The sequence below is a fragment of the Corynebacterium sp. HMSC062E11 genome (assembly GCF_001811845.1).
GTDB lineage: Bacteria > Actinomycetota > Actinomycetes > Mycobacteriales > Mycobacteriaceae > Corynebacterium > Corynebacterium hesseae.
This window is the reverse complement of sequence record NZ_KV806781.1, coordinates 53,017-72,332: the sequence shown is the minus strand read 5'-3', so window position 1 is coordinate 72,332 and position 19,316 is coordinate 53,017. Positions and strand designations below refer to the sequence as shown.

The window sequence follows — 19,316 nt, the reverse complement described above, 5'->3', positions numbered from 1 at the left end:
ACCGTCGAGAACCAGCTAGGCAGCGAGCTCGTCGTCAATGTAGACCCGAGTGGTCGCACGCAGACCCGCGACCAGCATGCAGAAACAGAGCACCATGAGACCAATGAGCACAGCGGTCCAATCCCCGGTGGCCCCGCGCACCACTCCCACGGACAGCGGTACGAGGCCCGCCAAGACGTAGCCGCCCGGCTGAACGAAGCCGGAGAGCCGCGCCGTGGTGAGCGCGGTGCGCGTGCGGGCAGTGAGCAGAGCCAGCGCCAATGGGAAGCACATACCGCCGATCCCCATCAAAGAGGCCCAGACCAAGGGGGCGGCGTCGGCAGCCACGAGCACTCCACCCCACCCGGCACACGTGCACAAAGAAAGCACCACGGGAACGGGAGTAAGGCGGTTAAGACGCGAGATGAGCCACGGCATGACTACGCCACCGAGAATATTGAAGACTCCGATGACAGCGAGCGCCACACTGGCGGTGTTCTCACTCACGCCTTTTTCTACCAGCATGCGCGGCAGCCACCCCATCTGTACATAGGCCATGGTGGACTGCAAACCGAAGAAAAAGAGCATGGCCACCGCAGTGGGTGAGGTGAACATGGGGCGTTGCACTTCCGCGCCATCAACCGTGCCGTGGGCGACGTCCTTGCCGGCCTTAGGCAGGACCACTATCCACGCCACCAGCTGGGCGATGGCGGGCAGGCACCAAATCCACAACGCACCTTGCCACGACCTTTGCGTCACCGCGGACAATGGGCCGAGTGCACTGGAAACGCCCAACATCGTGGTGTAGGTGGTCATCAGCGCCACCAACGTGCGGCCCGACCCATGCTGCTTGATCCATGCAGGAAGCAGCACATTTGCAAGCGCGATGCCGGCAACAACGCACAGGGTAAGCGCTACGAAAAGCGGAAAGCTACTGACCCATGGACGCAGGCCGAGCCCCGCAACCAAGGCCACCGTGCCGCCGGCTAGGGTTCGGCTTAGGCCCACGCGGCGCGCGATGGGAACCGCCGCCAACCCCATGGCGGCAAAACACAGCCCCGGCAGTGCGGTCAACAAGCCTGCCTGCCCAGAGCTGATTCCAAAGAAGTCTTGGATCTGCCCCAGCACCGGTGCCACCGAAGCAATACCGGAGCGCAGGTTCAGCGCGGTCAGGCAAACAACTGTGAAGAGTAGGACAGGCGCAAGTGTGCGCCGAAACGCCAAACCCACCCCTTCTACTTCTGAACCGGGGCCCACTCAGGGCCGGTCTCACCGAGCTCTGGGTCAAGCTTAGCCACCAGCGGCTTCGGCTTCTGCAGCGCGGTCCCCGGGGTTATGTCGAATCGCTTCCACGCGGCCTGCTGCGCGGAGTAGTCACCCGTGATGATCGGGTACAGGTGATTCTCCGGCGGAAGGTTAACACCAACGAGTTCAACCGGCATGTCATCCGCCACTTCCTCGATGCGCGGCTGTGCGGCCCACACCCCCTCGCGGCCCAGGGTCTCGTGCACCTTTTGGGCGGTAAACGGCAGGAACGGGGTCAGCATCACGTTGCAATCGGAGACCACCTGCAGCGCGGTCCACAACACCGTGGCCAGGCGCTCACGTTGGGTCTCATCCTTGGCCAGCTTCCACGGCTCCATAGCAGCGATGTAGGCATTGGCCTCACCCACGACGTGCATGATGGCGGTCATGGCTTGCTTAAACTTGGACTGCTCGAGGAAGCCCGCGGCGGTGGCAAAGGTTTCCTCCGCCAGCGACAGGATATCCTCATCTGCCTGCTCCAGCGCGGCCGGTGCCGGCACCTCACCGAAGTTCTTGTGAGCCATCGACACGGTGCGGTTAACCAGGTTGCCCCAGCCGTTGGCGAGCTCGTTGTTAATGCGGCGCACGAACTCATCCCAGGTGAAGTCGGTGTCGTTGTTTTCCGGACCGGCAACGGCAATGAAGTAGCGCAGCGCGTCAGGACCGAACTCCTCAAGGAAGTCCTTGACGTAGATAACGACGCCCTTGGAAGAGGAGAACTTGGACCCGGACATGGTCAGGTACTCCGAAGACACGATTTCCGTCGGCAGGTTGAGCTCACCATAGGTGTGCAGCTCACCGCCCTTGGAGCCCTTACCCGCATAGCCCAAGAGCTCAGCCGGCCAGATCTGGGAGTGGAAGGTGATGTTGTCCTTGCCCTGGAAGTAGTAGTGGCGCGCCTGCGGGTTCTGCCAGTAATCCTTCCACGCGTCCGGGTTGCCGGTGCGGTGTGCCCACTCGATGGAAGAAGACAGGTAACCAATGACCGCGTCGAACCACACATAGAGCTTCTTCGCACCATTGTCCTCCCAGCCCTCGACTGGAATGGGAATTCCCCAGTCGATGTCTCGGGTCATGGTGCGCGGGCGCATGTCCTCCAGCAGGTTGAGGGAGAACTTGAGAACATTGGGGCGCCAATCCTCACGAGTCTTCAACCACTCTTCGAGGACCTCCTTGACCGCAGGCAGATCCAGCAGGAAGTGCTCGGTGTCAATAAACTCCGGGGTCTCGCCGTTGATCTTGGATACCGGGTTAATCAGGTCCACCGGATCGAGCTGGTTACCGCAGTTATCGCACTGGTCACCGCGCGCGCCATCGGCGCCACACAGCGGGCAGGTGCCCTCAATATAACGGTCCGGCAAAGTGCGGCCAGTGGACGGCGAGATCGCGCCCTGGGTGGTCTCCTTAATCATGTAGCCGTTCTCGTAGAGACCCTTGAACAGCTCCTGCACCACCGCGTAGTGGTTGCGGGTGGTGGTGCGGGTAAAGAGGTCATAAGACAGGCCGAGCCCAGCCAGGTCGGTGACGATCTGGCGGTTGTAGCGATCCGCCAACTCACGCACCGTCACGCCTTCCTTGTCCGCCTGAACCAGCAGCGGGGTGCCGTGTTCATCGGTACCAGAAACCATGAGGACGTCGTTGCCACGCATTCGCTGGAAACGGGCGAACACGTCGGAAGGAACACCGAAGCCCGCCACGTGTCCGATGTGGCGGGGTCCGTTGGCATAGGGCCAAGCAACATTAACGACAACTGTCTCAGTCATGGCCTCTACTCTATCGAACACCCCCTCACCGGCAATGCAGTGAGGGGGTGCAGAGGAGAAAAGCTCGCGCGCCAGAACTAGTTCTTGTGGCTGTGCTGGCGACGGCGGGCCTTGAAGGCCTGTTCGCGCTGGAATTCGCGGTGCAGGCGACGCTCACGTGCCATCTTGCGCTGGAAGGCCTGGGATTCGCGGTACTCGCGGTAAATCACGTCATTGCGCAAGTCCTTGAAGATAGCGAACATGAGCCCGACAAGGATGAAGAGGAATGGCAGTGCTGCCACGATGGTGACGTTCTGCAGGTTCGACAGGGAGTCCTCGCTCGACAGCAGCAGGGTCAGGCCGACGGCTGCAGTGAGCACACCCCATGCCGCGGATAGCCACGGCTTGGCGGTGGTGGCGCCAGACTGAGACATCGAGCCCATGACTGTCGACGCCGAGTCGGCCGACGTGATGAAGAACGTGGCCAGCAGCAGGGCGGCAACGATGCCCGCAACGAAGCCACCAGGCAGGTTCTGCAGGAGGTTGAACAGTTCTTGCTCAGCAGAGTCGCCAGAGATGGAGTTGCCGTTTTGCTCCATGTGGATAGCCGTACCACCGAAGATGGCGAACCATACGGTGGAGACGCCCGCTGGAACCAAGAGCACACCAATGCAGAATTCGCGGACAGAACGGCCGCGGGAAATGCGCGCAAGGAACATGCCAACAAACGGCGACCAGGAAACCCACCAAGCCCAGTAGAAGATTGTCCACGTCGACAACCATTCGCCAGCGGTTCCATTGTCGGACTCAGCGGTACGAGCGATCATCTCGGTGAAGTTCGCCAGGTAGTTACCGATGGAGCCCGGAATCTGGTTCAGAATCGACACCGTCGGGCCAAAGATGAACACGAAGATGGCCAGCAGAGCTGCCAGGACCATGTTGGCGTTAGAGAGGTACTGAATGCCTTTGCCCACACCAGACATGGCAGACAAGATAAAGGCCAAGGTCAGTACCACAACGATGCCAATCACGACGCTTTGCGTGGGGTTCTCAATAATTCCGGACGCTTCCAGGCCCGCCTGGATCTGCATAGCGCCTAGACCCAACGAGCAAGCAGTGCCGAAGACAGTGGCAAAGATGGCCAAGATATCAATGATCTTGCCCACGGCGCCGTCGGCAGCACGCTGGCCGATGAGCGGCACAAAGGCCTGGCTCAACAGCTGCTTACGGCCGATACGGAAGGTGGAGTAAGCGATGGCGAGGCCAACGACGGCATAAACCGCCCACGGGTGCAGAGTCCAGTGGAACATGGCCGTAGCCATTGAGGTTCCTACCTCGTGCTCACCATGTCCGGGAACTCCGTTCTTAAAATAGTTGAGCGGCTCGGAAGCACCGTAGAACATCAGGCCGATGCCCATGCCAGCCGCGAACATCATCGCAATCCACGAGACCGTGGAGAATTCCGGCTCTTCGTTGATCTTGCCCAAACGAATGGTGCCGAACTTAGAGGCCGCGATGCAGATGACAAAAATAACGAAGATGGTGCCGAAGAGCACATAAGCCCAGCCAAAGTTTGTCACCACAAAGTTGAGAGCGTTGCTGGAGAATGAACCGAAGCTCTCCGGCGCGACCAGTCCCCATGCCACGAAGGCAGCGATGAGGACGCCCGCGATACCGACGATGCTCCAATCAATCGGTGAGTCGATGCCACCGGGCCCAAATTTGTCGTCCTCTTCTGCTTCTACGGGCAAAGCTGCAGCCGAAGGATCAAACTCCTTATTGGTGAGCATGTCCTGAAGCTGGCTCGTAGCTGACGTCGCCTCTAGGCGCTCGTCGACAGTGCGGTAATCATCCGACGCGGCCGGCGAGCTTTGTTCTTGGGAGGCGGCCGAAGACACCCCCGTGTCCTTCACATTGTCTGTATTGGTCGAGTCTGTCATACCTTCAAACCATGGTGCTGTCCCATCAACTAGTCAAACCATAGCGCTCATAAAAAAGCTGCACAGCGGGCCTATTTCACAGCCACAGTGCTCGGAAGGCGGGCAATTTCCTCCATGTACTTCCCCACACAGTGCACACCCTTCAGCACCATCCTGTATGCCAACTGTGCAGCGTGTCCATACAATCCGGCTCTGTCTCCAGCTACCGCCCAGGCTCCCTCAACCTTTCTGCGAATAACGATGCCATAACGATTGCCCGAAAAGAGACGGTCATCACCAGAAACCTGAGGTGGTGCTCAGCCGCGCGCAGCAAGGTAAGCGTCATAGAGCTCACGGTTGGACCATGCCGTTCCCGCCGCCGCCTTCTTGCACGCATCCTTGGCACGCACACCCCGCTCTACTTCTGCCCGGACCTGCTCAACGAGGGTCTCCATCGACACGGGTGCGGCCTCACCGCCCTCGATTACTACGGTGATTTCGCCCCGCGCATTCTCTTCAGCCCACTCCGCGAGCTCGCCTAGGCAGCCTCGCTTAATCTCCTCGTAGGTCTTCGTCAGCTCCCGGCACACAGCGGCGCGACGGTCGGCGCCGAGGATCGTAGAGGCGTCGCCAAGCGTCTGCGCCAAACGGTGCGGGGACTCGAAGAACGCAATCGCGCGCTGCTCCCCCACCAAGGACTCCAGCCACGCCTTGCGCGGCCCGGGCTTGCGCGGCGGGAAGGCATCGAAGAGAAAATGCCCCACTCCCAAACCAGACAGCGCAAGAGCCGTCGGCACCGCCGAGGGTCCTGGGAAGCAGGTCACGGGCACGTCTGCTTCCACTGCTGCGGTGACGATGGAGTGCCCAGGATCAGACACTAGGGGCATACCGGCGTCGGACACCACGAGCACTGTCCCGGTCCGGGCGGCGGCGACGAGAGCGCGCGAACGCTCCTCTTCGTTGTGGTCGAAATTGGACACCACCCTGCCGCGGATCTCCACCCCTAATGCCTGGGCCAGATTGCGAACGCGACGGGTATCTTCCGCGGCAATGACATCTGCGTGACCCAAAGCTTGCATCAAGCGGGCTGAAGCGTCACCGGGATTTCCCAGCGGCGTGGCGGCAAGGATGACCCCACGCGGCAAGGGTTCAAGCTGAAGACTCATACTCCCCAGCATGGCACACGCACGCTAGACTCATCCGAGTGAGTATCGCAACCCCTACCGATCGATCTGGCCGCATCAAGCGCCCGCGTCCGTCTATCGCACGCGGCGCCCATACCCGGCCAGCGCCTCCTGCTCCCCGGCCCTATGTCTGGACAACGGCTGACACGATCAGCACCGCGATCATCGCGGCGCTGGCTTTCCTCACGCGCTTCATTGGCCTGACCTCCCCGGTCTCCGAAGGCACGCCCGTCTTCGATGAGAAGCACTACGTGCCGCAGGCCTGGGACATGGTTACCAGCTGGCATAACCTTTTCATCGGCGGTATCGAGTCCAATCCGGGCTATGGCCTTGTCGTCCACCCGCCGCTGGCCAAGCAGATTGTTGCGATTTCGGAGGCTCTCTTCGGCTATACCCCATTGGGATGGCGCTGCATGGCCGCGCTTTTTGGCGTGGGCACGGTCCTGCTGACAATGGCGCTGGCTCGCCGATTGTCCGGTTCATGGCAGGTTGGATTCCTGGCCGGTCTCCTCGCAGTGTGCGATGGTGTGCTTCTCGTTGCCTCCAAGTTTGGCATGCTGGACATCTTCCAAGTCTTCTTCGTCGTTGCCGCCGCGTGGGCCTTGGCGCGCGACCACCAGCAGATGCGCGAGCGCCTCCACGCCGCTTTCCTTTCGGGCACCATGGGTGATTCCGACTTCGGTCCTCGTTTTGGTTTCCGGTGGTGGCGCTTTGCGGCCGGTGTCTTCCTGGGGCTAACACTTTCTGTGAAGTGGTCAGGCCTGTACTACATCATGTTCTTCGGCCTCATGAGCGTCTTCTCGGACCTCGCGCTGCGCCGTCTTTATGGAGTGCGCCGCTACATCGTGGGCACGCTGGTACGCGATACGCCCGCGGCCCTCGCCTCCATCGTCGCGGTTCCTGTAGCGCTCTACGCGTGGTCATGGCGCGCTTGGTTCGCCGATGAAACCGCCGTCTACCGCCACGCCAAGGTGGACGGCACTATCGAAGAAGGGTCCTGGCTGCTCAACCTCCCCGAGCCCCTCGCCGGCTGGTTCTACTACCACTCCTCCGTGCTGGAGTTCCACGCCTCCTTGACCACTTCAGGCGGCCACAGCCACCCCTGGGATTCCAAGCCGTGGGCCTGGCTGGTGGCCGCGCGCCCCATCCTCTACTACTCCTCCACTGACATTTCCTGTGGCGACGGCGGATCCTGCCGCAAGATGCTGTACCTGTTTGGCACCCCGGCCATCTGGTGGCTGGTCATTCCAGCGGTGCTGTGGGGGCTGTGGTCCTTGCTCGTGCGCCGCAACCGCGCCTTCCTCATCCCGCTCGTGGGCGCCGCCGCGGGTTTCCTACCCTGGCTAGCGGTCTTCGACCGCCAGATGTACTTCTTTTATGCCACGGCGTTTATCCCGTTCATCATCGTGCTCATCGCGTTGGCCTTGGGCCAAATGATCGGGCGCGGCCGCAAGCTGGAATGGCACTGGCTCACAAGGCTCTTCGGTTCCGCGATGCCGCTGGGCACCTTCATCACGGTGTGCTATGCCGCACTCGTTGTAGCGATGTTTGCCTACTTCTCCCCGATCCTCTACGGCTACATGATCCCGGATTCTTGGTACAACTCCATCATGTGGCTGCCGTCGTGGACCTAACGCGGGCTAGCAGATAGCGTCCGATAGACATCCCGCAGCAGGAACCCCCGGTCCGCCGCCCAAGCCCAGCCCAGGCAGGCGGTGGCCAGCCCGGTGCCGATGAGGATATAAAGCTGCCCCGCAGCGACGCTACCCAGGGCAAAATCGCGCATGGTAAAGCCGCACAGGAACGCGAACATTGTGCACGCCACCGGCAGCAATCCGGGCGCTGAGGCAGGGCGCCATGCAGCAAAACCCAAACCGCTGGCAAGGCCGAAGCGCAGTGCTGCGGCCTCGATCAACAGGCGCGCGCGCTCCGGGTCAGCGCCTTCTGCAAGGGTCCCTTCGCTCTCCAGGGTGGTCAAGCCCGAAGCACTGACGACGACCACAATCGCCCACACAAGAAATGCCACGGACAGCACACCGAGGGCTACTCGCGCCAACGACAGCGAAGCCTGCCGTGTGCTCGAAGCTCGCTGCCATTCTGGCTCCACGCCAGCGAGGATAACCTCTGATAGATCCTGCGGCGGTGCTCCATCCGGTTCCACAAGGCTCAACGAGCGCGATAGAGCCGCTGCCTTGTCCCGGAAGGCTGCACAGTCTGGGCAGCTGGAAACGTGTGCCTCGATGACGTCAGGCGACAGCTGCGGGGCTTCCCCGTCTAGCTGCGCGGAAATCGCTGCCTGCACTTGCTCATGCGTCAGCACGGCTCAGCACTCCATCCACGCTCGCCCGGCCGGAACCGAAGACCACGATCATGAGCAATGACACGATGAGAACCAGCGGGTACTCGATGCCGCCATCGGCCGCGAAGAGACCGTTACCGATGTGCACGAAATACAATGCGCACGCCATGAGCAGCGCTAGAGCCCCCGCAACAAAGGTTGTGAGGAGGCCTACCACCAGAGCCGCCCCGCCTAGCATTTCCGCGAAGGCAGCCAAGTATGCCGAGGTCTGCGGCTGTGGGACCCCCATGGCGGAGAACTGCCCGGTAATTTCGTCCATACCGCTAAAGAACATCTTGTCCACGCCGTGCGCCACGAAGATTACTCCCAGCACCGCGCGGAAGATGAGGAGCGCGGCATCGCGTACGGCGGGTCTATTCATGGTTCATAGACTACCCTGGATAGCCACCTCCCTCAGAAAGGACTCCCCACCCAGCATGCTTAGGTGGACCACTACGAACACGCCTTTAGGCTGCCTCACCCTCGTGGGTTCTGCGCGAGGTTTATCTCATGTGTATTTCGACGGCGAATCTCCGGATCTTAGAAGCATGCAACGCCTCACGGATGTCACCGAACCTGGCTCTGCGGGCGCGGTGCTTGTCGACGCCTCTCAACAAATTGCCGAGTATTTTGCCGGCACGCGGAGGGATTTTGAGCTGCTTCTCGCCGTGCCTGAGTCCCCGCGCACCTTCCGGGATCGGGCGCAGCGTGCTCTGCGCGATATCCCATTCGGGGAACGTTGGACCTATTCGACTCTTGCCACCGCCGCCGGTAGCGCGCAGGCCGCACGTGCCGCGGGGAGCGCCTGTGCCACCAACCCGCTTCCTATTGTGGTGCCGTGTCACCGCGTCGTACCGGCTGGCGGCGGTGTGGGTTCCTATCGCGGAGGCGCAGCCGCGAAGCAGATGCTTCTGGACCACGAGGCCGCGTGCTGCGGCACTAATCCGCAGAGAGCCCTTGGCAACCACGGGTAGCCCTGGGGAACCGATGAATAACTTCTGCAGTCTAAAAAGGCATGACTAGTACACAGATGGCAAACGATACGAGACTTGTTTTTGACTCCGCGGGGCTCGGCCGCCCTGCTTGGGCAATGACCTCCCCACTCCTCAAGGAGTACTACGACACCGAATGGGGTATGCCCATCCATGAGGAATCCGCACTGCTAGAGCGCCTCTGTTTGGAGGGCTTCCAGGCTGGGCTGAGCTGGGAGATCGTTCTGCGCAAACGCGAAGCCTTCCGCGCCGCTTTCGTGGGGTTTGATGCTGACCTTCTGGCAAGCTTCGGCGAGGAGGAAGTGGAGCGCCTGATGAATAATCCTGGAATCATCCGGAACCGCCTCAAGATCAATGCGGTACTCGCCAACGCGAAGGCCACGGTGGCCTTAAGAGAGCAGGGCGGACTCGATGAGTTCATCTGGAGCTTCTTGCCGGAAGAGACCATCGCACCGGAGCGCGAAGAAGACATCCCTAAATACACGCAAGAAGCCTTGGACATGTCCAAGGCTTTAAAGAAGGCCGGGTTCAAGTTTGTCGGCCCAGTAACGTGCTTCTCACTCATGGAGGCCATCGGCATGGTCGATGCCCACCTCGTGGGCTCGCACCGTCGCGGTACATCCGGTGTGTGGCCGGCCTAGCGCTCAGCCAACACAGCGCTTAGCCAACTCGACGCTCCGCCAAATCATCACGCCGTTGACGCGGGGTGGGATGAGGACCGTCAAACCCACCGTCGGAATCATCCTCCGAGTACACCGGAAGGTAGTCAAAGTCCGGGCTTTCATCATCGATTTCCAGGATGAGCGCGCCCGGGCGGCGCAGCTTCGGCGGAAGCGACTCGGCGGGGTTCTCCGCGTTCCGCACTCCCAGGCGGGCGCGGCGTAGGTGGTAAATGCGGCGCCGCAACAACTCCCGTTCACGGCGTACCTGGGCGCGCAGCGCAACCAGGTAAACCGTGGTCATAACACCAGCGATAGCCGCCAGCCACCACGTCCATCCACCCACGACGATGCCGAGGCATACCGTAGCTACCACTGCTACCGCCAATCCGATAAGCGTACGCTGACGGCGCTGGTAACGCGTGGCAGAAGCTTCCTTCTCCTTCACCGGATCCCATCCGCCGCGGCCAAGGCGGCGCTGTGCGAAGGCGAGCTCGTCCTCAGACAGCTCGGTATCGCTGCTGCCGGCCTCAGAGTCCTCGGCGTTCAGCTCCGCGGCATCAGCACTCTCGATTTCCGCCGCCGTGGATTCTTCCGCGTCGGGAGCATCATCGGCCCCATCTGAATCCTCGGCGTTGGGCGTCGTCGGCGCCTCCTCCACAGCGTCAATAGCACCCGGGTACATCAAATCGACCGGAGAAGTGTAGGCGTCATCGAAGTCATAAGCATCCTCCGCCACCTCAGCATTTGCTGGGGCTGTAAACACTTCAGCAGCATCTGCTTCAACGTCCTTGGTGTCCTGTCCTGCTTCCTGCTCGGCCTCGGCGACGTGGGCGGGCTCCGCTTCGAGCTCGAAGTCCTCTTCAACGGCGTCTTCCTCAACAACCTCGCCGTCAATCGTCTCCGCGACGTCCGAAGTAGCTTGGTCAGAGGTAGCGGTTTCAGCGCGGGAGGACTGCGAATCCTCGCTTACGCCTTCGGCCTCCACCAGCTCGTACTCCGCTTCGTCCGCTGCAGCCCCCGTTCCTGCCTGGGCGCGCGGGCGGATATCTTCCTTGCCCAGGCGCGGCTTGCGACGGCCCGGCACAGAGCCGGAATCACCTTCGAAGAGCACGCGGGTCTCTTCAAAGGCCTCACCCGTGTGGCTCATCGGACGCTGCGAACGCAAAAGCAACGGGGCGAGGATGAAGAGCCACAACACGATTACGAGAATGATCGGCACGGCAGTCATCATGCGGCTGTGTCCCACTTTCAGGGGTCGACGAAAAGGGAATATAACTAGGCCCCTACTCTAGCCGCCCACACCGGCTCCATGGGCATCAACGAGCCCATAAATTACAAGGTTGTTACTTAAGTGAAAACAGAGGTAGTTGAACTAATCCAAGCGCGATCTAGAGACCGAGGATCCGCCCCGCCGCGTGCAGGCGCTCCACCGCGCTCGAGGCAAAATCCTCACGATTGAGCGCCAAGAAGTGGTGGTCCCGCCATGCGCCGTCAATGTGTAAGTTGCGGCGCAGAAATCCCTCATCCCGAAAGCCATTGTTGTGTAGCACCTTGCCCGAAGCAGGGTTCTCCGGCAGGTAGGTGGCGGTGACTCTGTGCAGCCCCACTCGGTAAAAAGCGTGGTCCACGCCGAGGGCGCACGCAACGGTGGCCACGCCGGCGCCGTGTACCCCGGAATGGACCCAATAGCCGATCCAGCATTCACTGACCCCTCCGTGCTGAATATTTCCCAGGGTCAATTGGCCTCGAAATTGCCCATCGACGTCAATGACGAGCGGCACCACCGTTCCAACGCGGGCAGAATCGCGCAAAAACATCAGGTGATTCCACCACGCAGACTGCGAATGCGCCGCATCCCATGACGTCGGCAGCGTAGGTTCCACGGGCTTAAGAAAATCCCGATCCGCCATGCGCTGCTGCCGCCACGCCTCGCCATCCCGACGCAACAGCGGGCGCAGGCGCACCGTCGCTCCGTGTGGGAAAACGCTAGAGCCTCGCAGCCGCACCGCAGGGGTCGCCTCAGGCCACCCCGGATGCTCGGGGTGAGCCTCACCGCTGGCGGGAGTGGAAAACCGCCCTGCGGCAGTACCAAAAGGATCAAGCATGGCGTGCGTAGCTGCCGGCTAGCTTCGTTGGGTCAGGAAGAGGACGTCGACCACATCTCCCGGGCGGATCTCGGTGACCTCCTCCGGGATGCGAATCATCGCGTTCGCTTCTGACAACCCGGCGAGCAGGTGTGCCGGCGCGCCCGCCGCGCCACCTAGCCCTTCCACGAGGTAATCGGAGGTCTCGGCGTCACGCATCAGCCGGGCACGGATGTATCCTCGACGGCCCGGGCGGGACTCCATGTGGTTGAGCACGCGTGCGCGTACGACGCGACGCTGACCGCTGCGCTTGCCTAGGGACAACCGAATCAACGGGCGCACAAAAACCTCGAAGATGACGAGCGCAGACACGGGGTTCGAAGGCAACAGGAAGGTGGGGATGCGCTCTTCACCCAACAGACCAAAACCTTGGACCGAACCGGGGTGCATTGCCACACGAGTAGTATCGACATCCCCCAGCTCATCGAGGACTTCGCGGATTTCATCCGCGCCCGCACCACCCACGGCACCGGAAATCACCAACACCTCGCTGCGCGCCAGGTAAGTCTCCAAGGCCTCCCGCACGCGGCGCGGCTCACCGGCAGCAATGCCCACGCGGTGCACGTCCGCGCCTGCCTCCTTCGCGGCCGCTGCGAGTGAGTAAGAGTTCACGTCGAAGACCTGGCCCAGGCCGGGCTCACGGTCGACGTCGACAAGCTCCTTGCCGTAAGAGACGATGGTCACGCGCGGGCGTGGGTACGCCAGCACCTTCGAGCGCCCCACCGCCGCGAGCAGGCCAATCTGCGCCGGCCCCAAGACAGTTCCAGAGGACACTGCCACATCGCCGGGTTGGATGTCATCGCCCACGCGGCGCACGAAGTCTCCCGAACGCACTGGCCGGTGCGAGGTCACGCGCTTGCGTCCGCGGTCGGTCCACTCGAGGGGAAGGACGGCGTCGGCAAGCGTGGGCAAAGGCGCACCCGTATACACCCGCACCGCCTGCTTAGGCTGCAAACGCAAAGGCTGGCGCGAGCCTGCCGGAACCTCCCCCACCACCGGAAGCGAGCGCTCAATCTCAGTCTCCGAGGCAGGAGCATCCGCATCCTCAGCGTCGTGGCGAGTGCGCGCCTTGAGGGCTTTTTCTCCCCCGACGTCCACGGCACGCACGGCGTAGCCATCAATCGCCGCCTGCGGGAAGCCCGGCAGCGGCTGATTAGCCTGCACCTCCTCCGCGCACTTGAGACCCAGCGCATTCGCGATGGCGATGCGTACCGGCTCCGGAGTCATCGCTGCATCAAGAATGAACGCCATCTGGTCATCGACCGAACGCATGTACCGCCTACCTTTGCTCTGGGGTATGTGGGGCCTAAAGGGATGGAAGTTACTGGAGTAGAGCTTAGCGCGCTTGGTGCGTCAAGACTTAGCCCTTCAGCCCGTTTTCTTCTTCGTAATCCTCCACAATCTTCTTAATCGCCTTGTAGAGCGCAGGACCGTATTTCTCATCGCGCAGACCAAAGTCCACGTTGGCTGGGATATAACCGCCCGGGTTGCCAAGATCGTGGCGCTTGCCTTGATGAACTACGACGTGAACCGGGTGTCCTTCCTTGATGAGGAGCTCGATGGCATCGGTCAGCTGCAGCTCCCCACCCTTGCCTGGCTTGATACGGCGAAGCGCATCAAAGATCTTCCTGTCGAGCAGGTAGCGCCCGGTGGCCACGAGGTTGGACGGCGCATCAGCCGGATCCGGCTTCTCCACCATGCCCACAACCTTCTTCACTCCCGGCGCGTCGGTGTCTTCGACGTCGAACACACCGTAGTTAAAGGTCTCCTCGCGCGCGACCTCAAAGGCGCACAGCACGCTGCCGCCTAGAGCTGCGCGAACACGGGCCATCTCCCCCATGACGGTGGCGGGCAGAACAATGTCATCCGGTAGCATGACGGCGAAGAATTCCTCGTCATCCTCGAGCACGGATTCCGCCAAGCCCACCGCGTGGCCCAAGCCCAGCGGCTTTTCCTGCTCCACCGAAATCGGGTGGATCAGCTGGGCAGCGCGCTTGACCTTAGCAACCTGCTCGTCTTTGCCGCGGGCGTCGAGTGTCTCAACCAGATCCGGAAACTCCTCGAAGTGCCGCATCACTTCTTGCTTGTTTGGTGCGGTGATCACCGCGAGGCGCTGAGCACCAACCGAAGCGGCTTCTTCCGCAATAAGCTCGATGCCCGGCGTATCAACGACGGGGAGCAGCTCCTTGGGCACGGTCTTGGTGGCAGGCAGGAAGCGAGTGCCCATGCCAGCAGCGGGGACAACGACCGTAGCGATCCCGGTGTGGGAATCCTCGTGTGCAATAGCCATAAGTTCCACTTTACAATGCACCCACCGCTCTCCTGCGCTGCGCTACGCCGTCACATTATGATTAGCAACCATGACGACCTCCCCCAAGGACGCCTTAAGAGCCTCACTCCTTAACGCCCGCCGCGAACGCACCTCTGAACAGCGTGCTGACGACAACGCCGCGTGGTGTGCTGGTGTGAGAGAGCTCCTGACTCCCGCGATGCGCATTGCCGCCTACCACCCACTGGGCACAGAGCCGGGCGGCCCCAGCTTCGTGGATACCGTGGCACAGCTCTGCAAAGAGGTTTACCTGCCTATTTCCGGTGCAGCCGGGGAGCTTTTGTGGACGCTATATACCGGCCCACAGGCCATGCGCCCGGGGGCGTTGGGGATTGCGGAGCCCGTCGGCCAGCGCCACAGCAGCGAAATCCTAGCCCAGCTCGATCTCATCCTCGCGCCCGCGATGGCAGTCAGCGAATCCGGCATGCGTCTTGGAAAGGGCGCGGGTTACTACGACCGCGCGCTCACCCCACTCCCCACTGGGCGCCCGCCTGTCGTTGCCTTGGTGCATTCCAGCGAGGTCCGCGATGTCCCCTTCGATGAGCACGACCGCCCAGTCGATGGCGTCCTCACCGAGCGCGGGATGCGCTGGCTTTAATCGCTTTCGGGCCCCGCCCGGGAACCACGCGGCGCCACGCGCAGTCTAAGAAGGTATGGATTTTCTACATGTTCTGCGCACCCCGGGACATCGCCGCAGCGTGTTCCTGCGCCGCGTTATCGCAGCTGTCCTGCTCGTGACCGCCGCGGCCAGTGCGCTCGCTTCCACGCGTGAGCAGCCCCGCGTCGTGGTCATGGCCCGGGACGTGGCGGCCGGGGAGACGCTAGCGCTTGGCGATGTCTCCGTGGCCCGCGTCCCCTCCTCCGCTCTTCCCGCCACGGCGTTGGGAAATAACCCAGAGGATGCCGTGGGACGCGTGCTGGTAGCGGCCGCGAGCGCTGGCGAAATCTTGACCACAACTCGCCTACTCAGCTCAGATCTCGTCGCAGATTTCGGTATGGACAACGGCCACCTCATCCCGCTTACGCTGGCTGAGCCGGAGATTTCTCGTAATCTCCACCATGGAGATACGGTCAATATCGTCGGCACGGTAGAGGATAGGCCCGACGGTACCGCCCCCGCACGCGGAACGACTATTGCCCGTGGCGCTCGCGTCGTGTCGGTGGGAACAGGCGAAGATGATGCACGCACACAATCGTTGCTCGTTGCTCTCCCCGCCGAGGCGGCCGAGGACGTCGCTGCCGCTTCCCTTGCGCAACCGCTCACGGTCATCATCGTGGGCGACCGTGCCCACAATTAAGATGACACTGTGAAGATCGCCGCGTTTGCGCATCAATGGTGCCGCGGGATGTTGCCACCACCAACAATCTCTGCCTAGTATGGGCGCATCCACTCAGGCGCTAATGTTTGTGTGTCTTTCCTGTCTCACAACGTCGTGGCAACGCATGCTGTGAGCGCTCAACAGTGGTCTTTTCTATTCCAGCAATTTCCCCCGATGCTTCTTCCTAAGTAGGCACTCCTACCGCTTCAAGAATCTCGCTCCTTTCGGCCCCTTCCGGCTCATCACGTGCTAGGTACCGCCTCATTGAACAGCGTTGGTTCTCTCACCGCGCGCTGCGCCGCAGCCGCGCACTACCGAAGAAGCATTTACTCCGCAGAAAAGGACATATTCCCATGCTTAAGGGCTTTAAAGATTTCATCTTGCGCGGCAACGTCATCGAGCTGGCCGTGGCCGTCATCATCGGTGCTGCATTCACCGCAATCGTTACCTCCATCACGGACCACCTCATCCAGCCGCTGATCAACTCCTTCGGTTCCCCGGACTTCGGTGGCCTGGGCTTCGCGATTACCGACAATCCCGAGACCTTTCTTGACTTTGGTGCGGTCATCACGGCACTCATCAACTTCCTGATCGTCGCTGCCGTCATCTACTTCGTCATTGTCGCTCCGCTCAATGCCGTCACCGAGCACGCTAAGCGCCGCCAGGGTGTTGACCCGGAGGAGCCGGCTCCGACCGCCGAGCAGCTGCTCGCTGAGATCCGCGACCTGCTCGCTGCTGAGAACGGTGGCACCACCACTGAGAAGCCAGGTTCCAGCTTCTAATTCACAAGCAAAACCTGCAATCCCGCAGAGCCAGCACAATGCTGAAGCTCTGCGGGATTTCCTTATGCGCTCTAGGCCCTCGACGCGCTACTGCGTAGTACCAAAGTGCGGCGGCATATTCTCGCGGTAGAAAGCCTCACCGGTGACTTCGTCTTCGCTGTTGCCATCAAGGCTTACGATGCGCAGCTCATCGGCGCCAGCCCCAGCAGAGGTACCAGCCGCCTGCGATACTGGCCCGCCGGGCACGTCGAAGCTGCGGTCATAATTCTGGGCGGTCGACGGGCGCTGAGCACGACGACGGCGGGCACGTGGTGCGGAATCAGCCATTAGACGCTGGACTTCTGCAGCTGATCCACGAGGTGATGCACCAAGGGAGTCAACGTTGCCATACCATCGCGCACCGCCGCGCGGGACGAAGCCACGTTGACGATGACCGTCGATCCGGACACTCCTGAAATACCGCGGGAGGTGCAGGCATCCACCGCGCCGCATGCCTGGCCGGAAGAGCGCAGCGCCTGCGCCACGCCCGGAACCATTTGATCCAGCACCGCGCGGGTTGCCTCAGGAGTTTTATCGCGGGGGCCAACGCCCGTGCCACCGATAGTCAATACGAGGTCAACTCCCCCGACCACACCGGTTTCAATCGCCTGTCGGATTTTGGATTTCTTGGAGCGAACAATCACTGCGCCGTCGAAGGTGAAATCGGCTTCGGCCAGCAATTCACCCGCCAAACGCGATGTGTCCTCCGTTGACTCATCTGGGTGGTCGGTAACGATCACGACGAGCGCGCGACGCGGCGCCTGAACGCTTTGTTCTTGCTCGCTCGCAATGAGGAAGGCGTCATCGGGCTCGGTAACATCATCAAGTTCGTGTGAGGCATCGCGCCCCAACAGCTCAGCTGCGTCGGTGTTGTCTGCCACGGAGGTTCTCCTTAAAGGTGGGACGGAATCTTCCGGAAGTAGTTGCTTAAAAAGGTGTCAGGGTGCGGTATTCACGCGGTGCTTGCGCACCGCCCGAGTATTTGTAAACTTACTCGCTCGCCAGCGTTACCTCTACCTTTCTCACGTCTTCGTTGTCGCGGCCCTTAACTTCCAGTGTCACGGTTGCCCCAAATTCCTGCGAGCGGGTTGCCGCAATCAGGGCATCGGAGCTTTCAATGAGCCGGTCGTTGACGCGAGTGACCACATCACCGGACTTCAGTCCTGCTTTATCAGCCGGGCTCCCAGATTCCACATCAACGATTTCCGCGCCAAGGGTATCGCTCTGCGCACGGACCTTAACGCCCAACGTGGGATGCTTGACCTTGCCGTTATTGATGAGCTCATCGGCCATCCGCTTAGCAAAATTTGAGGGGATGGCGAAGCCCAGGCCGATGGAGCCGCCTTCGGCATTCGAACCGCCAGATAGCGAGGCGATCATCGAGTTCATGCCAATGATGTTGCCCTCCATGTCCACCAAAGGGCCGCCGGAGTTACCGGGGTTGACGGCTGCGTCGGTCTGGATGGCGTCGATAAGCGAGGACTCCCCACCTTCCTGTGACGCACGCACTGGGCGATTCTTGGCCGACACAATTCCGGACGTCACCGTGGCGTTAAGCCCGAGCGGGGAGCCAACGGCAACTACCTCCTGCCCCACTGCGGCCGCGTCCGAATCACCAAACTGGAGGAAAGGAAGATCGCTGACGTCATCGATTTTGATGACCCCGACATCTGTCGTCGCATCGGACGCGACAAACGTAGCGCTGTGGCGCGAACCATCATTCATCGTCACTTCGAGCCTCCCGCCCTGATCCGCGCCAGCAACCACGTGGTGGTTGGTCAGCACATAACCATCCGGGGAGATAATTGAACCGGAGCCCTCGGCACCGCCAGAGCGGGTCATGGAGTAGATTGACACCACCGACGGCAGAACCTTCGATGCCACGTCCTCCACAGAGCCGGCGGCCGGCTCGTTACCGGTGCTATTGGCCACCGGCTGGCGCTCGAGAACCTCGTTGACCGTCGAGGTGGAGGATTTATCGTCACCGGCTTTGCCAACCACGGCACCGGTGACGCCGCCAGCTGCAACGAGCACCATCGCCAACGCGATGCCCATTCCTACCTTGCGTTTGTTCTTCGGTTCGCTTCCCGGCTCCACGACGTGCGCGCCTACGCCTTGCTGGCCAGGGAAGCGTTCGTTCTGATTCCCCTCGGGCGCAGCACCGTAGCGCTGTCCTGCATATGGTTGTGCTGTGCTCTGTCGCACCTGGCTTTGCTGACCGAAGCCATAAGTTGAGCCGCCATACGGTGCTTGCCCCGCGTTTGGAGCCTGAGAGGGCTGAGTACCAAACGACGATGGGCTTCCCTGCCCGCCCTGTGCACCGTAGGGTGCTTGCTGCCTTCCCTGTGCCCACGAGTCCGAGCGCGGCTGATTCCAGCCGTTTGATGAGCTACCCGCAGAAGGCGCCCCGCCCTGCTGCTGTGCTTGTCCCCGTCCATCAGAGTTCTGCGGGGTATCCATGGGATTATCCATGTTCGAATTCCTCATATTCATGTCAGGTAGTGTGCACCATTGCGCTGGGGTGTATCTGTCTCTGCTCTGCCAGTGTGCTAGGAAAAGCTGTACATTTCCTGTGCGCACTG

The 19,316-nt window shown here is 61.5% G+C and carries 19 protein-coding genes; 6 read left to right on the top strand and 13 right to left on the bottom strand.

Annotated features, from left to right (window positions below; translation table 11 throughout):
- Positions 1–15 precede the first annotated feature (15 nt).
- The 4 genes from HMPREF2822_RS03045 to rsmI form a co-directional block, all read right to left on the bottom strand.
- Complete coding sequence (locus HMPREF2822_RS03045) at positions 16–1,209, bottom strand: MFS transporter (protein WP_070520775.1); 1,194 nt, start codon at positions 1,207–1,209, stop codon at positions 16–18.
- Positions 1,210–1,214: 5 nt separating this feature from the next.
- Positions 1,215–3,047 carry a methionine--tRNA ligase gene (gene metG / locus HMPREF2822_RS03040; RefSeq protein WP_070520771.1) on the bottom strand — a complete coding sequence of 611 codons (1,833 nt, stop codon included), beginning with the start codon at positions 3,045–3,047 and terminating at the stop codon, positions 1,215–1,217.
- Between the two features lie 77 nt (positions 3,048–3,124).
- Positions 3,125–4,966, bottom strand: coding sequence for a BCCT family transporter (locus HMPREF2822_RS03035; RefSeq protein ID WP_070520768.1), 1,842 nt, complete (start codon positions 4,964–4,966; stop codon positions 3,125–3,127).
- A 296-nt stretch (positions 4,967–5,262) separates the two neighbouring features.
- Complete coding sequence (gene rsmI, locus HMPREF2822_RS03030; protein ID WP_070520767.1) at positions 5,263–6,111, bottom strand: 16S rRNA (cytidine(1402)-2'-O)-methyltransferase; 849 nt, start codon at positions 6,109–6,111, stop codon at positions 5,263–5,265.
- Positions 6,112–6,149: 38 nt separating this feature from the next.
- Between rsmI and HMPREF2822_RS03025 the strand changes: the two genes are divergently transcribed.
- The gene (locus tag HMPREF2822_RS03025) at positions 6,150–7,763 is read left to right on the top strand and encodes a dolichyl-phosphate-mannose--protein mannosyltransferase (RefSeq protein ID WP_369815741.1); all 1,614 of its coding nucleotides are present in this window, start codon (positions 6,150–6,152) and stop codon (positions 7,761–7,763) included.
- On the opposite strand, the gene HMPREF2822_RS03020 is transcribed toward HMPREF2822_RS03025, so the two are convergent.
- Positions 7,760–8,449, bottom strand: coding sequence for a zf-HC2 domain-containing protein (locus tag HMPREF2822_RS03020; RefSeq protein WP_070520764.1), 690 nt, complete (start codon positions 8,447–8,449; stop codon positions 7,760–7,762). The two genes, HMPREF2822_RS03025 and HMPREF2822_RS03020, sit on opposite strands and share 4 nt — an antisense overlap.
- The gene (locus HMPREF2822_RS03015; RefSeq protein WP_070520761.1) at positions 8,436–8,849 is read right to left on the bottom strand and encodes a DoxX family protein; all 414 of its coding nucleotides are present in this window, start codon (positions 8,847–8,849) and stop codon (positions 8,436–8,438) included. Before HMPREF2822_RS03015 ends, HMPREF2822_RS03020 begins: the two co-directional genes overlap by 14 nt.
- Here HMPREF2822_RS03015 and HMPREF2822_RS03010 point away from each other — a divergent pair.
- Together HMPREF2822_RS03010 and HMPREF2822_RS03005 are read left to right on the top strand one after the other, a co-directional pair.
- Positions 8,812–9,441, top strand: coding sequence for a methylated-DNA--[protein]-cysteine S-methyltransferase (locus tag HMPREF2822_RS03010; protein WP_369815740.1), 630 nt, complete (start codon positions 8,812–8,814; stop codon positions 9,439–9,441). The two genes, HMPREF2822_RS03015 and HMPREF2822_RS03010, sit on opposite strands and share 38 nt — an antisense overlap.
- Positions 9,442–9,482: 41 nt before the next feature.
- On the top strand, positions 9,483–10,100 hold the full coding sequence (locus HMPREF2822_RS03005; RefSeq protein WP_083299262.1) for a DNA-3-methyladenine glycosylase I: 618 nt from the start codon (positions 9,483–9,485) through the stop codon (positions 10,098–10,100).
- Positions 10,101–10,119: 19 nt separating this feature from the next.
- On the opposite strand, the gene glpR is transcribed toward HMPREF2822_RS03005, so the two are convergent.
- From glpR to HMPREF2822_RS02985, 4 genes are all read right to left on the bottom strand, one after another.
- Positions 10,120–11,349, bottom strand: coding sequence for a divisome protein SepX/GlpR (gene glpR / locus HMPREF2822_RS03000; RefSeq protein WP_338025100.1), 1,230 nt, complete (start codon positions 11,347–11,349; stop codon positions 10,120–10,122).
- A 160-nt stretch (positions 11,350–11,509) separates the two neighbouring features.
- Entirely contained in the window at positions 11,510–12,226 is a 717-nt protein-coding gene (locus HMPREF2822_RS02995) for a GNAT family N-acetyltransferase (RefSeq protein WP_070520749.1), read from the bottom strand.
- An 18-nt stretch (positions 12,227–12,244) separates the two neighbouring features.
- A complete protein-coding gene (gene glp, locus HMPREF2822_RS02990) occupies positions 12,245–13,537 on the bottom strand; it encodes a molybdotransferase-like divisome protein Glp (RefSeq protein ID WP_070520746.1) in 1,293 nt (430 codons plus the stop codon).
- Positions 13,538–13,625: 88 nt separating this feature from the next.
- Positions 13,626–14,555 carry a UTP--glucose-1-phosphate uridylyltransferase gene (locus HMPREF2822_RS02985; RefSeq protein ID WP_070520743.1) on the bottom strand — a complete coding sequence of 310 codons (930 nt, stop codon included), beginning with the start codon at positions 14,553–14,555 and terminating at the stop codon, positions 13,626–13,628.
- 70 nt (positions 14,556–14,625) lie between these two features.
- On the opposite strand from HMPREF2822_RS02985, the gene HMPREF2822_RS02980 reads away from it, so the two are divergent.
- From HMPREF2822_RS02980 to mscL, 3 genes are all read left to right on the top strand, one after another.
- Positions 14,626–15,192, top strand: coding sequence for a 5-formyltetrahydrofolate cyclo-ligase (locus HMPREF2822_RS02980; protein ID WP_070520740.1), 567 nt, complete (start codon positions 14,626–14,628; stop codon positions 15,190–15,192).
- Between the two features lie 55 nt (positions 15,193–15,247).
- Positions 15,248–15,892 carry an SAF domain-containing protein gene (locus tag HMPREF2822_RS02975; protein WP_070520737.1) on the top strand — a complete coding sequence of 215 codons (645 nt, stop codon included), beginning with the start codon at positions 15,248–15,250 and terminating at the stop codon, positions 15,890–15,892.
- Positions 15,893–16,266: 374 nt separating this feature from the next.
- Entirely contained in the window at positions 16,267–16,695 is a 429-nt protein-coding gene (gene mscL / locus HMPREF2822_RS02970; RefSeq protein WP_070520733.1) for a large conductance mechanosensitive channel protein MscL, read from the top strand.
- A gap of 87 nt (positions 16,696–16,782) precedes the next feature.
- Here mscL and HMPREF2822_RS02965 read toward each other — a convergent pair whose 3' ends face one another.
- The 3 genes from HMPREF2822_RS02965 to HMPREF2822_RS02955 form a co-directional block, all read right to left on the bottom strand.
- Positions 16,783–17,022, bottom strand: coding sequence for a hypothetical protein (locus HMPREF2822_RS02965; RefSeq protein WP_070520730.1), 240 nt, complete (start codon positions 17,020–17,022; stop codon positions 16,783–16,785).
- Positions 17,022–17,615: a MogA/MoaB family molybdenum cofactor biosynthesis protein gene (locus HMPREF2822_RS02960; RefSeq protein ID WP_070520727.1), complete on the bottom strand. Its 594-nt coding sequence runs from the start codon at positions 17,613–17,615 to the stop codon at positions 17,022–17,024. The genes HMPREF2822_RS02965 and HMPREF2822_RS02960 overlap by 1 nt, the downstream gene beginning before the upstream one ends.
- 109 nt (positions 17,616–17,724) lie before the next feature.
- Positions 17,725–19,227, bottom strand: coding sequence for a S1C family serine protease (locus HMPREF2822_RS02955; protein WP_246817342.1), 1,503 nt, complete (start codon positions 19,225–19,227; stop codon positions 17,725–17,727).
- Positions 19,228–19,316 lie beyond the last annotated feature (89 nt).

Excerpts from the sequence above, each read along its gene's own strand:
- glpR (WP_338025100.1), bottom strand. The coding sequence starts at position 11,349 with ATGACTGCCGTGCCGATCATTCTCGTAATCGTGTTGTGGCTCTTCATC.
- HMPREF2822_RS02980 (WP_070520740.1), top strand. The coding sequence starts at position 14,626 with ATGACGACCTCCCCCAAGGACGCCTTAAGAGCCTCACTCCTTAACGCC.
- HMPREF2822_RS03010 (WP_369815740.1), top strand. The coding sequence starts at position 8,812 with ATGAGGAGCGCGGCATCGCGTACGGCGGGTCTATTCATGGTTCATAGA.
- glp (WP_070520746.1), bottom strand. The coding sequence starts at position 13,537 with ATGCGTTCGGTCGATGACCAGATGGCGTTCATTCTTGATGCAGCGATG.
- metG (WP_070520771.1), bottom strand. The coding sequence starts at position 3,047 with ATGACTGAGACAGTTGTCGTTAATGTTGCTTGGCCCTATGCCAACGGA.
- HMPREF2822_RS02995 (WP_070520749.1), bottom strand. The coding sequence starts at position 12,226 with ATGCTTGATCCTTTTGGTACTGCCGCAGGGCGGTTTTCCACTCCCGCC.
- HMPREF2822_RS02985 (WP_070520743.1), bottom strand. The coding sequence starts at position 14,555 with ATGGCTATTGCACACGAGGATTCCCACACCGGGATCGCTACGGTCGTT.
- mscL (WP_070520733.1), top strand. The coding sequence starts at position 16,267 with ATGCTTAAGGGCTTTAAAGATTTCATCTTGCGCGGCAACGTCATCGAG.
- HMPREF2822_RS03005 (WP_083299262.1), top strand. The coding sequence starts at position 9,483 with ATGACTAGTACACAGATGGCAAACGATACGAGACTTGTTTTTGACTCC.
- HMPREF2822_RS02965 (WP_070520730.1), bottom strand. The coding sequence starts at position 17,022 with ATGGCTGATTCCGCACCACGTGCCCGCCGTCGTCGTGCTCAGCGCCCG.
- HMPREF2822_RS03015 (WP_070520761.1), bottom strand. The coding sequence starts at position 8,849 with ATGAATAGACCCGCCGTACGCGATGCCGCGCTCCTCATCTTCCGCGCG.
- rsmI (WP_070520767.1), bottom strand. The coding sequence starts at position 6,111 with ATGAGTCTTCAGCTTGAACCCTTGCCGCGTGGGGTCATCCTTGCCGCC.
- HMPREF2822_RS02955 (WP_246817342.1), bottom strand. The coding sequence starts at position 19,227 with ATGAATATGAGGAATTCGAACATGGATAATCCCATGGATACCCCGCAG.
- HMPREF2822_RS02975 (WP_070520737.1), top strand. The coding sequence starts at position 15,248 with ATGGATTTTCTACATGTTCTGCGCACCCCGGGACATCGCCGCAGCGTG.
- HMPREF2822_RS03035 (WP_070520768.1), bottom strand. The coding sequence starts at position 4,966 with ATGACAGACTCGACCAATACAGACAATGTGAAGGACACGGGGGTGTCT.